We start from the raw sequence: 12,372 nt of genomic DNA, 5'->3' as shown, positions 1-12,372 counted from the left end.
GCGGGGCCTAACAATTCGTTCAAGCCGAAGCCGCTTCGCGGCTCGGCTTAACTCAAGCGTTAGGCAGCAGACCAGACCATGCCGTACTTTAAAGTCATCCTTGCTGGTAGCGGCATCAACTTGATCTTTGAGGGCGTCCCAGTTGCTGGGTTCTTCACTACCAGATTGGTTAGAGCCGACAGCTTGGCCAGTGCTGAACACTTGGCAAAGGAACTTGTTATGTGTGAGTGGCGCTCCGGCGGCACTTACGCAAAGGACAATCAGGGGTCTGTGCCTACACTCGCTGTTGAGCAGTCGTTCTCTGTCGGGTGGTTTGCCGGCACCTTCGGGCGCAAACCTTTCGGCTATACCTTCTATCGTCGTGAGGACTAGACTGCTGCCTAACAATGCGTTCAAGCCGAAGTCGCTTCGTTCCGCAAAGCACATGGCAGATACAGCTTGCCATGTGCTTTGCTCCACTACGCGCCTCGGCTTAACTTAGGTGTTAGAGGTGATAGCCAATGTCTCGCAGTATCATTTTAAGTTTCCTGTTGCTTCTCGCGTCCTTGCCTGCGGTCGCCTCAGACTCGCCAAGCCAAAAGCATGACTGGCTTACCGGCACTTGGGTCCTCTGCGAGGATCCTGATGGCAGTCCAAAGGATTCACTTCAGTTCAACCCTGATGGCACTGGGACAGTCATCCGCGCCAAGGGCAACATTGAGTTTTTACACAAGCATTCGGGCCTGGCGGTGTCGCTTTTGGCCAATGCCAATGGCAATGCCATTCCCATCGAGCTAACCGCGTCTCCTAGCCACGACAAGCTTCAATTGCATAGTGACCAAACTGGCAACACATCCATTTATGTTCGTTCTGAGAGCCAAGAGGCAGCCACTTGTAGTGTCAAGTGATCACCTCTAACAATTCGTTCAAGCCGAACGCGCTTCGCTACACCAACAACATGGCAGGTAGAGCTTGCCATGTTGTTGGCTCCGCTACGCACGTCGGCTTAACTCAAGCGTTAGTCCGCTCGGGAAAGATCAATGGCTGTGCGGGTTCGGGCGTCTGACAGATCACGGCGCAAGCCTGACGCTCCAGACACGATCGCAGTCGCCCTACCCCCTACAGTTCACGGCGCAAGCCGCTGGCTCACGGCCAGGGTCGCCATTCCTCACTCCAGATCGCACGCAGCGCAAGCGCGCCCTCCGGCCAGATTTATCGTACAGTCCGCCACGGCGGGCCGTTGGCTCCGTGGCCGGCGGTCTAACAATTCGTTCAACCCGAACCCGCTTCGTTGCTTCATTCAACCGTGTTGCAAGCTGTTCCGACGCAAGCTCACGATCGTCGTGGCAGCGGGTCGGGTTAACTCAATCGTTAGGCAGCAGACCAAACCATGCCGTACTTCAAAGTCATCCTTGCTGGTAGCGGCATCAACTTGATCTTTGAGGACGTCCCAGTTGCTGGGTTCTTCACTACCAGATTGGTTAGAGCCGACAGCTTGGCCAGTGCTGAACACTTGGCAAAGGAGCTTGTTTTGTGTGAGTGGCGCTCCGGCGGCGCTTACGCAAAGGACAATCAGGGGTCTGTGCCTACACTCGCTGTTGAGCAGTCGTTCTCTGCCGGGTGGTTTGCCGGCACCTTCGGGCGCAAACCTTTCGGCTATACCTTCTATCGCCGTGAGGACTAGACTGCTGCCTAACAATGCGTTCAAGCCGAACGCGCTTCGCTCCACCAACAACATGGCAGGTAGAGCTTGCCATGTTGTTGGCTCCGCTACGCACGTCGGCTTAACTTAGGTGTTAGGCGGCCAACCCAATATGATCGTTAGCCTTGTTAAAACAATTCTATTCTTTGGGCTTGTCGGTCCGCTGGTTGGTCTTTGCTGCATCGTTGCCCAAGACCTGAGCGGTTTCAGCTCAGTTCTTCCTAGCATACTGGTGACAATTTCATTCGCCTTTGGGGTGACGCCTGCAGTTTTAACCGGGCTGGCGGCGTGGTCATTTCGCTACAAGCTGCCACGCTACTTGGGCGGGCTCACATGTGGAGTCATTGGGGCACTCGCCTCGGCCTTGTTCTTATTCTTGCTGCCACTCGGCATGTCATCGTGGGAATCACTTGTTCGGCTTGGGGTGTTACCTGGTGGCATGGCTGGCTTTGTATGTGGGGTGCTCTACTTCTGGCCGCCTAACAAATCGTTCAAGCCGAACGCGCTTCGCTCCACCAACCACATGGCAGGTTAAGCTTGCCATGTGGTCGGCTCCGCTACGCACGTCGGCTTAACTCAAGCGTTAGGCCCCGGTGGTGACAAGTGAAGGTGACGATCCACAAGAAGCCCAGCAAGGTAACGTTGTTCGGAGCACTGGGGCTTATCCTGGCGTTCTGCTTAGCCACCCTGCTAATCGATGACCTGAATACCTACTTCATCCTGGTCTTTGGTCTGGGAATCGCCATTGTCTTCCTGCTCATCAAGAGCTTTGCGGCGCCTTGGTTCCATTCGGTTGAAATCAAGAGCGGCGAGATTGAGGCGTTCACCAGCTTGGGAGGCTTGATCAATATACGCGTAAGTGAGATAGACCATGAGAAGAGCTCACTTACTCCACTTGGCTTGCAAATAGTTCCATACAGCGGGGAGTCGCTTACTCTATCCGCAACCGAATATTCTACGGAGGACATCTTGCGCGTAGCTCACTACGCGGGCATATCTGACTCCGGATGGTCCCAGTGCGTTTGAATCTCTCGCGCCGGGGCCTAACAATTCGTTCAAGCCGAACGCGCTTCGCTACACCAACAACATGGCAGAACAGCTTGCCATGTTGTTGGCTCCGCTACGCACGTCGGCTTAACTCAAGCGTTAGGCAACACAAGGGAGTGAGTCGTGACTTTGCCGAAAAACAAGCAAATCATCGGGTTCCTTGCCTGGCTCACGGTCAGCTTCATTGCTGCCGCCATCGGCAGCGCAGCGTCCATACAAGCTGGTCCGTTCTATACCGAACTCATACGCCCGGAGTGGGCGCCGCCGCCCAACCTGTTCGGTCCTGTCTGGACAATCCTCTACGCGCTCATGGGCATTGCGGCATGGTTGGTCTGGCGTGTCGGAGGGTTCCGTGCTGCACGCACAGCCCTTACTCTGTTTCTGGTGCAACTCGCAGTCAATGCGCTCTGGAGTTGGCTGTTCTTCGGGTGGCACTTGGGCGGATTGGCTTTCGCGGACATCGTTCTGCTTTGGGTGCTTATCGTTGCAACGCTTATTGCATTCTCGCGCGTCAAACCATTGGCGGGTGCGTTGCTCATCCCGTACCTGCTTTGGGTAAGCTTCGCCTCGGCGCTCAACTATTCAGTGTGGCAACTCAACCCGCAGATTCTGGGGTAGCGGGGTGCGTTGCCTAACAATTCGTTCAAGCCGAACTTGCTTCGCTCCACCAACAACATGGCAGGAAAAGCTTGCCATGTTGTTGCCTCCGCTACGCAAGTCGGCTTAACTCAGGCGTTAGGCCGCAGGGGAAAGCGTCGTGGCATTTGAAACGCCAGTGTTCACTCGCCGGGTTCTCGGCTCAGTTCCGGTTCTCTTCCAGCTGGCTGAATGGCTTCTCATCATTGTCGCCTTCCAGTACGCAGACGTTCGCTTTGGATACATTGCTGCAAAGGTCACCCGGATAGCTCTGGGAGCCGCGTTCTGTCTCTACGTGGGAGTACTTAACACTCACGCGCTTTGGCAAATCACAGACCCTCGTAAGTCGCGTGCAATGGACTTCTTTGGCCAATATATACTGCCTCTGTTGGGCGGGGCGCTCGTCTACGGACTCCAGCTCCTTGTTAAACAAATGGTCGCAGCTCAAATGGGGGCTGCGGCCTAACAATTCGTTCAAGCCGAACTTGCTTCGCTCCACCAACAACATGGCAGGAAAATCTTGCCATGTTGTTGGCTCCGCTACGCAAGTCGGCTTAACTCAGGCGTTAGGCGGCAAGTGAAGTCCCCTGCAACTTGAACCAGGAGGTGACACATGAATCGGCATTTACAACTCGCAGCATCTTTGTTCGCCCTCATGAGCTGTGGGGCCGCATTTGCACAAGACAACGCTGACAATTCTCCAATGACGCGTGATATCAGCAACCCGGACAAGATTTTTATGTCTGCCGTTCACGGAGACCTGGAAAAGGGTAACGCTGATGTGGTGGTCAAGTTCCCAGCGAACTCCATCTCTCGACATCACTGGCACACCACTGCGGAGCGCATGGTTCTTCTTTCCGGTGAATTGCATCTAACGTACGACGGCCACGAAACGATGATCCTCAAGCCTGGATCCTATGCCTATGGCCCCGCGAAGCTACCGCACACTACGGCTTGTACAAAAGACGCACCTTGCGTTCTGTTCATTGCGACTGAATTGCCGTTTGACGAAGTTCCAGACCTGGCGCACATGGACGCAGACCGCGATGCCCGGGTGTCACTGGCCGAATTCCAGGATGGGCTTTTCGACTGGGACGCCATGGACCACGATCACGATCAGGTGGTGAGCCGCGATGAACCGCGGCCGGGCGGCGGCACCAAGCCCTTCACCCGCGCCGAGTATCGCGCGCGAATGGCGACGCCTCTGGCAAAGATGTTCGGTGCCCAAGACAGCGACGGCGACGGCTATCTCGACGCCAAGGAACTGGCCGCGCCGCCGAGCCCGGAGCCTGCTTCGGCATCCAAGGACGGTTAAGTTCGGCGCGCTCGGTGGCGGCTGAGTACGACCGGGGTTGCCGCCTAACAATTCGTTCAAGCCGAACTTGCTTCGTTCCACCAAAGCCATGGCAGAAATAGCTTGCCATGGCTTTGGCTCCACTACGCAAGTCGGCTTAACTCAGGCGTTAGGGCGCAATGGCAAAACTCTCGCTACTGATTCTTCTGATCCTCGGCATGGCGGCGTGCGCTGGCACCGCGCAACGATCCGGTTGCACCTCACAGATCCAAGAGGCTCAAGCAAACCTGAGAGCGGCTGAGGCCAAGCTTGAGCTGGCCAAAGCTGCGGCCACAGACACCCCAACTCCTCAAGCATTTGGCAAAATTGCGTCCGCCGCTGCTGATGTTGCTGGTGCACAAGCAGCTCTAGACTCAGTACAGGGCGATTGCGGTGTTGCGCCCTAACAATTCATTCAAGCCGACGCCGCTTCGCGGCGCGGCTTAATTCAGGCGTTAGGCGCCATGAGAAACATTGCCGCACTTCTCATCTTCATGACTTCGTTCAACTCATTCGCACATGAGCTTGTCGAGCAATTTCCAGAGATGATATCCGTCGCAACCAACGACGGAGAAACCATTGTGGAGTACTGCCCGGACAACACATGTGAGGTGGTCAAAGCCGTCGGTCCAGTAGACGCGATGGAGATCCAAGACTTCGCTTACCTGTACCTTTTCACTAGCTCTCCGTACAACTATCTCAAAGAGTTCCAGCAGGGCACGCGCTCCGGTCGCACCGGGGCGGTCCTTGATCGTTACAGTTACGGCTGCCCTCAAGTCTCCGCGCAAGAGGCGGCCAGGTGTGTGCTGGGCCGCTTGGGCGCAAAGTATGAGATCCAGGTGGAGTTCGTGCGCTATGACGAGGGCGAGAGAAATGTTGGTTCTGTTGATGCCTTCTAGGTGTCGGTGGCTGGCGCCTAACAATGCGTTCAAGCCGAAGCCGCTTCGTTCCGCAAAGCACATGGCAGAAGGAGCTTGCCATGTGCTTCGCTCCACTACGCGTCTCGGCTTAACTTAGGTGTTAGGCCGCATGTCAAGAACCCTCTCACTGTTAGCTCTCTTAGCACTCTTGGCTTGCGCTTGCACTCCAAGCTTGCCTTTCTCCGATGCAAGCATTGTTGTTGCTCAGGGCAATCAATTGTTGTTGCATCACCCGGACGGCCGCATCGATAAGAATGAATGGCCTCAAGCAATTGCGGCACTTGATCCCGAGCACGTTCGTGCAGCCCCCGAAGGGCTATACATCTGCACTCGTGAGCTATTTGTGGACCAAGAAGGCTTCTTTGTACCTCGCCCTGGCGCCGCAATTCCCCATTCACCGACAGGCGACCCTAGCTATACTCCGTTACGCGATGGACTTTTTACTTATCACTTCAGAGGTTAGGGGCTGCGGCCTAACAGTTCGTTCAACCCGAACCCGCTTCGTTCCACCAACCACATGGCAGATAGAGCTTGCCATGTGGTTGGCTCCACTACGCAGGTCGGGTTAACTCAAGCGTTAGGCCTCAAGTCGAGATCCTATGCGCGTTGATCTAGCTCTGTTCCAAGGTGATGATCTGCTAGATCGCGGTGAGATCATGGTCAGCTCTGAGCAGAGAACTGACAGCTTCAATCTGTTTCTGGCGCATCATCAACTGGCCGGTGACGTTGCCGATATCGTTCTCGACCGCTTCTCGGACTCAGTCGGCCTCAAGCGGGTAACACTTGATATGCCGGTCCACGAGTCCAAGGATTGGGAGTCAATAGAGTTGGGCAAATTCACGGTGGCCTTCTGGTGCCGGGTTGAGGCCTAACAATGCGTTCAAGCCGAACCCGCTTCGTTACGTGGCCCAGGCGGCAGGTAAAGCTTGCCACCTGGTCCGCTCCACTGCGCGGCGCGGCTTAACTTAGGTGTTAGTCCGCTCGGGAAAGATCAATGGCTGTGTGGGTTCGGGTGTTTGACAGGTCGCGGCGCAAGCCTGGCGCTCCAGACACAATCGCCGTTGCCCAACCTCGACAGTTCACGGCGCAAGCCGCTGGCTCTCGGACAGGGTTGTAATGGCTCACTCCAGATCGCGCCCGGCGCAAGCGCGCCCTCCGGCCAGATTTGTCGTAAAGTCCGGCACGGTGGGCCGTTGGCTCCGTGGCCGGCGGTCTAACAATTCGTTCAACCCGAACCCGCTTCGTTGCTTCGTTCAAACGTATTGCTGGCTGTGATACTGCAGGCTCACGATCGTCGTGGCAGCGGGTCGGGTTAACTCAAGTGTTAGGCCGCGAAGGATGAATCCAAATTACTCCAGCATTAGAAGTAGCCTGCTTGAAACCCTAGAGTTTCTGGCCAGCACCGAGAAGCAGAGGCGTTTTGCTCGTGAGACCTACTATCGGTCGTACCAAGACGAGTTCGCTTGCTGGTGGTTGGACGAGTATCATCCAGAAGAAGCAGTAGCCTCTGGTATGTTCACACCCGAGCAGGCCGAAATACTCGATGCGTTTAGCACTTGCTTGGATGCAAATACTGAGCAACTTGGCGATCAGCCACTAACCATTGAACAACTGCAAGCTACTCTTCAGTGGCAGTAAGTAGTGGCCAGCGCTCAGGCGGCAGACAAACTGCTGCGGCGCGCGGCCTAACAATTCATTCAAGCCGACACCGCTTCGCGGCGCGGCTTAATTCAGGCGTTAGGCTTGCAAGAGAACATGGCGTATCGTGATGTCGTTACAACAACAGGAGACATATCGTGGTCAAAGTAGCGTTGTTCGTTCGCCTTGAAGCGAAACCCGGAAAAGAGAAAGAGGTGGAGAGCTTCCTTATGGGCGGTCTTCCCATTGTCAATGAGGAGCCTGCCACCACTGCTTGGTTTGGCATTCGCCTTGGGCCAAGTACTTTCGGAATCTTTGATGCCTTTCCGGATGAAGCGGGTCGGCAAGCCCATCTCTCCGGCAAGGTCGCAGCAGCGTTAATGGCAAAGGCCGGTGAGTTGTTCTCCGAGCCGCCGTCCATCGAGAAAGTTGACGTACTTGCGGCAAAGCTACCCGGCTAAGCAAGCCTAACAATTCGTTCAAGCCGAACTTGCTTCGTTACGGCAAAAGCGTGGCAGAAAAAGCTTGCCACGCTTTTGCCTCCACTACGCAAGTCGGCTTAACTCAGCAACTGTCTTGAAGCGCTCCGCTCAAGACATTGCTCCGCCCTCCATCCTCAGTTCGTCACGCCGCCTGGCGTTGACGATGCCCAGCAGCTTGCGCATGCAGGCCACCAAGGCAACCTTGGCCAGCTTTCCACGTGCTCTCAGCTGCTGGTAGTGCGCCTTCATCAGTGGATCCCATCGCACGGCCGATAGCGTGGCCATGTACAGCGCCGTGCGCACGGGGGCACGGCCGCCACGAATGCGGCGCTTACCTTGGCCTTGGCCGCTATCCCGGTTCATGGGCGCCACGCCTGTGAGCTTGGCGATCTCCCTGCGATTCAGATGCCCGAGGTCGGGTAGCAGCGCCAGCATGGTGGCTTGGAACACCGGGCCCAGGCCTTTGTTCGAGCGCAATGCAGGCGTGGCGTGCTGCTGGATCAATGCCTTCATCGTTCGCTCGATGGCCGCAAGTTCGCGGCTGAGTGCGGCGACCGTACGCGCCACCAGTTTGCGCACCGCGGGCGGGGCCATCGCCGCTTGCTGCTTCTGCGCCTGGATCAGCACGACCACCTGGCTGCGACGACGCAGCCAGTCGCGCAGCTCGCGTTGCCATATCGGCGGCGCCACATGGCGCCGCAGGCGATCGCCGAACATCCGGGCCATCAGCGCCAACAGACGGGCATCGATGGCATCGGTCTTGGCCAGCTCGCCGGTCGCGCGAGCGAAGTCGCGCGCCTGCCGCGGGTTGACCCGGGCGATCCAAAGCCCGGCGTCGCAACAGGCTTCCAGCAACGGCTCTTCATAGCCACCGGTGGCTTCCAACACGATCCGCTCCGCGTCTAAAGCCTGCAGGCGCTTGATTAGCTTGCCGATCCCCGCATGGTTATTGGCGAACCGGGTCACGCCGACCTGCCCGTCCATGGCCAGGTCCAGGTTGGCCTTGCCCACATCGATCCCCGCTGCCGTCATCCCCGTTCTCCGCTAAAGTTGGCCCGTCGAGAGCATCGCGCCCGAGGCCCACGCTTATCGGTTCGAGGGCAACCTCGTTCAACTGTCCGGGCGCAGGGCGCGAGATCCGGCGTGCGGCCCCCTGCTGAGTTACGGTGGTGCTGACACCGAGGCGTTATCGGGCGCGCACGCCGGGCTCTCGGCGCTTAGGCTAGGGGAAACGAAAGACATAAGGCGTTAGGCCTTTGCCCCAGCCACTTGCACACCCAAAAGTGATACTATAGTATCACTCCATGCGCACCGAACTTGTTACGACCCTCAAACGCCAGGCTACCGAGCTCCTCTCGGACATTGAGCGGGACAAAGAGCCAATCCTCATCACTCAGCACGGCCTGCCGAGCGCCTATCTGCTGGACGTTGAGACTTATCAACTCATGCAGCAACGCATGGCCATCCTTGAGGGTATTGCCCGTGGAGAACAGGCAATCGCTGAGGGCCGTGTAGCAACCCATGCTCAAGCCAAGAAGCGCCTCGCCAGATGGCTGAAATAGTCTGGTCAGAGCCCGCGCTGGCAGACCTTGATGCAATTGCTGACTACATTGCGCTGGAAAATCCGGTCGCAGCGGCGGAGCTTGTCAAACGTATCTTCGGCCACATCGAGCAGCTTACCGACCACCCTGACAGCGGCAGTCGCCCTCAAGAACTCGGGCGCTCCCGTTATCGCCAGATAGTGGAGCCGCCCTGCCGCGTCTTCTACCGCCATGACGGACACAAGGTCTTTATCCTGCATGTCATGCGTTCAGAGCGTCTATTGCGCAAGGGACGGCTCACCTCGCGCTCCAAGCAAGCAAAGGCCTAACAATTCATTCAGGCCAACGTAGCTTCGCGAAGCGGCTCGATTCAGACGTTAGAGGCAGGGCCTGCTTGTAGCTCGCGAGCTGGCTCCTGGCAATTTGTTCAACCCGAACCCACCGCATCCGGCAGCCCGATGCTTCCTAGTCGTGTCGCCGTTCGCGTAGCCATTTGGTCGCGATCCACTTTTCGCCGGCCAGCACCGGGGCGCCGCCGTGCAAGGTGCGGGTCATCGCGTGCGGGCGGTCGTAGCTGAAGAACACGGCGTTGCCCTTGACTGCGGCGACCTCGAAATTCACTTCCGGGAACGTCGTCGCGCCGCCACGCTCGGGAGTGTTGAGATACATCACCAGCGACGCGACCCGCTGGCCACCGCGCTTGAGGGGCCCGGCCGATCCGGACCAGTCGGGATCGAAGTAGTCATGGTGCGGCTTGTACTGCGCGCCCACGCCGTAGCGCAGGATCTGGGTCGCCTCGCCGTTCTCGACCGGCCAGTCCAGCAATGTCGCGATCCGCGCCTCGATGCGCGACACCAGCGCATTGCCGCCGCGTGCGAAGTGGGTGCCGGCGCTGGTGCGGTCATCGTGTACCTGGTCGCCGCCTGTCTCGGCGTCGAGGACGGTCGAGCGCTTCAGTGTCGCGCGGGACAGCTCCATCAACTCGTCGCACTCGGCCACGTCCAGCAATCCACCGAAGACGATCACGCGTGGCAGCAACATGTTCGCCAGCACGTGCACCTGCCGGTCGCCGGCATCGAGCACGGAAGCGCCGTTGAGTTCGATCGGCGACGGCACGGGCACTGAAGGCGGCAGCCCGCTGTCGCGCGCATGCGCATCCAGGTAGCCACGCATCGCCTGCTCGACCGCATCGATCGCGCCGTCTTCATCCCAGCCGTTGTCGATCAGCGGCTTGAGCAGCGTTTCGGGCGGATGCCCATTACGTGCCTGTTCGACGATCCATTCGATGGTCTGCGGTGGAACCTGCCTGCTCATTGCCGTGTACGCCGTTCGCCTGATTGCGCCTGTTTTATGTCATCCGGGTTGCAGTTTGACGACAGTGCGCGCCGGGCTTTCCCGCTGCATGAAGAAATCGTTATCTCTGCAAGCCCACTGTCATGAAGCCTGCCTATAACGATTCCCCGAATCGACGCGCTCGGGGAAGCGGCGCATTCGATCGGGGCCGCAGGCGGCCACGGTCGGGGCCTTTCCCCGGGAGTCGGGACCACCCACCGATCGGAGAAAGTTCCAGATGGCTTCTTCCCGCAATACCAGAACCTTGTTGATGACCGTCGGCGCCGTGCTGGCGCTGAGCGCCTGCGGCGGCGGTGCCGATCGCGTCGCTTCGCCGGGCGAGGGCGCGTTCCCGCCGCCGCCCACCACTCCACCCCCGCCACCGCCTCCGCCGCCGCCCCCGCCGCCGCCGCCGCCGCCGACCGCGGCCGATTGCCCGGCCGGCACCACCGACGTGGGCGAGATCGCAGGCCTGGTCAACTGCCAGCTGCCGTCGCGCATCATCGGCGACTTCACCCTGCCGAAGGTCGATGGGGTGGTGTTCTCGCTCAACGGTCGCACCGACGTGGGCGAAGACATGGGTGGCGACGCCGCCAACCCTGCCCCGCAGGCGCGCAAGGGCACGCTGACCGTCGAGCCGGGCGTGACCGTGTTCGGTTCTTCGGGCGCCGACTTCCTGATGGTCAACCGCGGTTCGCAGATCTTCGCCGAGGGCACCGCGACCGAGCCGGTCGTGTTCACCAGCCGCCAGAGCGTCGAAGGCACGACCGACATCGATTCCATCGGCCAGTGGGGCGGCCTCGTGCTGCTCGGACGCGCTGCGATCAGCACCTGCCCGGGCACCTCGCAGCCCGGCAGCGCGACTTGTGAAGCACAGGTCGAGGGTGCCAACGGCTTCTACGGCGGCAACGATGACGCCGACAACAGCGGCGTGCTCAAGTACGTGCGCGTGATGCACTCGGGCTTCGAAGTGCTGCCCGACGTGGAACTCAACGGCATCACCCTGGCCGGCCTGGGCTCGGGCACCACGGTCGAGTACGTGCAGGTGCACAACAGCTCCGACGACGGCTTCGAGTGGTTCGGCGGCACGGTCAACGGCAAGTACCTGGTCGGCACCGGCAACGACGACGACACGTTCGACACCGACTCGGGCTTCCGTGGCGGCGTCCAGTTCGGCCTGATCGTCCAGCGCGCGGGCGGCGGCGACCGCATGAACGAGATGAGCTCGCAGGACCTGCCCTACCGCTCGATGCCCAACCTGGCCAACGTCACCTTCGTCGGCGCGGGGCACGACAACGCGGTGGTGCTCAACCAGGGCACCCTGGTCGGCTACTACAACGCGGTGATCACCGGCGGCCTGCCTGCCTGCGTCGAGTTCCAGTCCGACACCACCGAAGGCACCTTCGATTCGACCTACCTGTCGTGCGACGTGGCGTTCGCGGGCGGTGATTCCGGTGCCGAGGCCGCGGCATTTGCTGCGGGCAGCAACAACTCGACCGGCGCCTCGACGTTGACCAGCACCTTCATCAACGGTGCGAACGAAACCGCGGTCCCGGCGTACGCCGGCCTGGCCTCGATCAACCCGTCGTTCGTCGACGTCGACTACATCGGTGCGGTCAAGGATGCCAACGACACCTGGTGGCAGGGCTGGACGTGCGGCCTGACCAGCGACACCCCCTGTCAGTAAGCGCCCCGGGAACGCTTCGGCGTTCCCGGTCGGGGAGCGGTGCCAGGGTCCGCGGCACCGCCCTTTCGCCAATGC

15 protein-coding genes are annotated in these 12,372 nt (G+C 59.2%); 12 read left to right on the top strand and 3 right to left on the bottom strand.

Annotated elements, in window-relative coordinates; translation table 11 throughout:
- The first annotated feature begins 78 nt into the window (after window positions 1-78).
- The 3 genes from ACFONC_RS14260 to ACFONC_RS14250 all read left to right on the top strand — a co-directional run bounded on the left by ACFONC_RS14260 (window position 79) and on the right by ACFONC_RS14250 (window position 1,663).
- Window positions 79-372 (top strand): hypothetical protein, encoded by a 294-nt coding sequence (locus ACFONC_RS14260; protein WP_386745144.1) that lies wholly within the window; start codon window positions 79-81, stop codon window positions 370-372.
- A gap of 128 nt (window positions 373-500) precedes the next feature.
- Complete coding sequence (locus ACFONC_RS14255) at window positions 501-887, top strand: hypothetical protein (protein ID WP_386745142.1); 387 nt, start codon at window positions 501-503, stop codon at window positions 885-887.
- A 482-nt stretch (window positions 888-1,369) separates the two neighbouring features.
- A complete protein-coding gene (locus ACFONC_RS14250; RefSeq protein ID WP_386745140.1) occupies window positions 1,370-1,663 on the top strand; it encodes a hypothetical protein in 294 nt (97 codons plus the stop codon).
- A 708-nt stretch (window positions 1,664-2,371) separates the two neighbouring features.
- Here ACFONC_RS14250 and ACFONC_RS14245 read toward each other — a convergent pair.
- Entirely contained in the window at window positions 2,372-2,554 is a 183-nt protein-coding gene (locus ACFONC_RS14245) for a hypothetical protein (RefSeq protein ID WP_386745139.1), read from the bottom strand.
- Window positions 2,555-2,857: 303 nt separating this feature from the next.
- Here ACFONC_RS14245 and ACFONC_RS14240 point away from each other — a divergent pair, with 303 nt between their 5' ends.
- The 6 genes from ACFONC_RS14240 to ACFONC_RS14215 all read left to right on the top strand — a co-directional run bounded on the left by ACFONC_RS14240 (window position 2,858) and on the right by ACFONC_RS14215 (window position 7,716).
- A complete protein-coding gene (locus ACFONC_RS14240; protein WP_332618359.1) occupies window positions 2,858-3,346 on the top strand; it encodes a TspO/MBR family protein in 489 nt (162 codons plus the stop codon).
- A 631-nt stretch (window positions 3,347-3,977) separates the two neighbouring features.
- Window positions 3,978-4,679 (top strand): cupin domain-containing protein, encoded by a 702-nt coding sequence (locus ACFONC_RS14235; RefSeq protein ID WP_386745137.1) that lies wholly within the window; start codon window positions 3,978-3,980, stop codon window positions 4,677-4,679.
- Between the two features lie 482 nt (window positions 4,680-5,161).
- The gene (locus tag ACFONC_RS14230; RefSeq protein ID WP_386745135.1) at window positions 5,162-5,596 is read left to right on the top strand and encodes a hypothetical protein; all 435 of its coding nucleotides are present in this window, start codon (window positions 5,162-5,164) and stop codon (window positions 5,594-5,596) included.
- Between the two features lie 620 nt (window positions 5,597-6,216).
- Window positions 6,217-6,489, top strand: coding sequence for a hypothetical protein (locus tag ACFONC_RS14225; RefSeq protein ID WP_386745134.1), 273 nt, complete (start codon window positions 6,217-6,219; stop codon window positions 6,487-6,489).
- Window positions 6,490-6,955: 466 nt separating this feature from the next.
- Window positions 6,956-7,255 (top strand): hypothetical protein, encoded by a 300-nt coding sequence (locus ACFONC_RS14220; RefSeq protein ID WP_386745132.1) that lies wholly within the window; start codon window positions 6,956-6,958, stop codon window positions 7,253-7,255.
- Between the two features lie 158 nt (window positions 7,256-7,413).
- Window positions 7,414-7,716, top strand: coding sequence for a putative quinol monooxygenase (locus ACFONC_RS14215; RefSeq protein ID WP_267172971.1), 303 nt, complete (start codon window positions 7,414-7,416; stop codon window positions 7,714-7,716).
- 129 nt (window positions 7,717-7,845) lie between these two features.
- On the opposite strand, the gene ACFONC_RS14210 is transcribed toward ACFONC_RS14215, so the two are convergent.
- Window positions 7,846-8,769 (bottom strand): IS110 family transposase, encoded by a 924-nt coding sequence (locus ACFONC_RS14210; protein ID WP_386745131.1) that lies wholly within the window; start codon window positions 8,767-8,769, stop codon window positions 7,846-7,848.
- Window positions 8,770-9,041: 272 nt separating this feature from the next.
- Between ACFONC_RS14210 and ACFONC_RS14205 the strand changes: the two genes are divergently transcribed.
- Window positions 9,042-9,299 carry a type II toxin-antitoxin system prevent-host-death family antitoxin gene (locus tag ACFONC_RS14205; RefSeq protein ID WP_386745129.1) on the top strand — a complete coding sequence of 86 codons (258 nt, stop codon included), beginning with the start codon at window positions 9,042-9,044 and terminating at the stop codon, window positions 9,297-9,299.
- Complete coding sequence (locus tag ACFONC_RS14200; RefSeq protein ID WP_386745127.1) at window positions 9,287-9,607, top strand: type II toxin-antitoxin system RelE/ParE family toxin; 321 nt, start codon at window positions 9,287-9,289, stop codon at window positions 9,605-9,607. Before ACFONC_RS14205 ends, ACFONC_RS14200 begins: the two co-directional genes overlap by 13 nt.
- Window positions 9,608-9,743: 136 nt before the next feature.
- On the opposite strand, the gene ACFONC_RS14195 is transcribed toward ACFONC_RS14200, so the two are convergent.
- Window positions 9,744-10,592 carry a 2OG-Fe(II) oxygenase gene (locus ACFONC_RS14195; protein ID WP_386745125.1) on the bottom strand — a complete coding sequence of 283 codons (849 nt, stop codon included), beginning with the start codon at window positions 10,590-10,592 and terminating at the stop codon, window positions 9,744-9,746.
- 256 nt (window positions 10,593-10,848) lie between these two features.
- On the opposite strand from ACFONC_RS14195, the gene ACFONC_RS14190 reads away from it, so the two are divergent.
- Complete coding sequence (locus ACFONC_RS14190) at window positions 10,849-12,297, top strand: hypothetical protein (RefSeq protein ID WP_386745123.1); 1,449 nt, start codon at window positions 10,849-10,851, stop codon at window positions 12,295-12,297.
- Window positions 12,298-12,372: the final 75 nt, after the last annotated feature.

The sequence above is a fragment of the Luteimonas soli genome (assembly GCF_042648865.1).
Taxonomy (GTDB): Bacteria; Pseudomonadota; Gammaproteobacteria; order Xanthomonadales; family Xanthomonadaceae; genus Luteimonas; species Luteimonas soli.
This window is presented reverse-complemented; position numbering and strand designations above follow the sequence as displayed.

Bases quoted from the DNA above. Each gene is read 5' to 3' on its own strand.
- ACFONC_RS14260 (WP_386745144.1), top strand. From the start codon at position 79: ATGCCGTACTTTAAAGTCATCCTTGCTGGTAGCGGCATCAACTTGATC.
- ACFONC_RS14255 (WP_386745142.1), top strand. From the start codon at position 501: ATGTCTCGCAGTATCATTTTAAGTTTCCTGTTGCTTCTCGCGTCCTTG.
- ACFONC_RS14250 (WP_386745140.1), top strand. From the start codon at position 1,370: ATGCCGTACTTCAAAGTCATCCTTGCTGGTAGCGGCATCAACTTGATC.
- ACFONC_RS14245 (WP_386745139.1), bottom strand. From the start codon at position 2,554: ATGGTCTATCTCACTTACGCGTATATTGATCAAGCCTCCCAAGCTGGT.
- ACFONC_RS14235 (WP_386745137.1), top strand. From the start codon at position 3,978: ATGAATCGGCATTTACAACTCGCAGCATCTTTGTTCGCCCTCATGAGC.
- ACFONC_RS14230 (WP_386745135.1), top strand. From the start codon at position 5,162: ATGAGAAACATTGCCGCACTTCTCATCTTCATGACTTCGTTCAACTCA.
- ACFONC_RS14225 (WP_386745134.1), top strand. From the start codon at position 6,217: ATGCGCGTTGATCTAGCTCTGTTCCAAGGTGATGATCTGCTAGATCGC.
- ACFONC_RS14220 (WP_386745132.1), top strand. From the start codon at position 6,956: ATGAATCCAAATTACTCCAGCATTAGAAGTAGCCTGCTTGAAACCCTA.
- ACFONC_RS14210 (WP_386745131.1), bottom strand. From the start codon at position 8,769: ATGACGGCAGCGGGGATCGATGTGGGCAAGGCCAACCTGGACCTGGCC.
- ACFONC_RS14205 (WP_386745129.1), top strand. From the start codon at position 9,042: ATGCGCACCGAACTTGTTACGACCCTCAAACGCCAGGCTACCGAGCTC.
- ACFONC_RS14200 (WP_386745127.1), top strand. From the start codon at position 9,287: ATGGCTGAAATAGTCTGGTCAGAGCCCGCGCTGGCAGACCTTGATGCA.
- ACFONC_RS14195 (WP_386745125.1), bottom strand. From the start codon at position 10,592: ATGAGCAGGCAGGTTCCACCGCAGACCATCGAATGGATCGTCGAACAG.
- ACFONC_RS14190 (WP_386745123.1), top strand. From the start codon at position 10,849: ATGGCTTCTTCCCGCAATACCAGAACCTTGTTGATGACCGTCGGCGCC.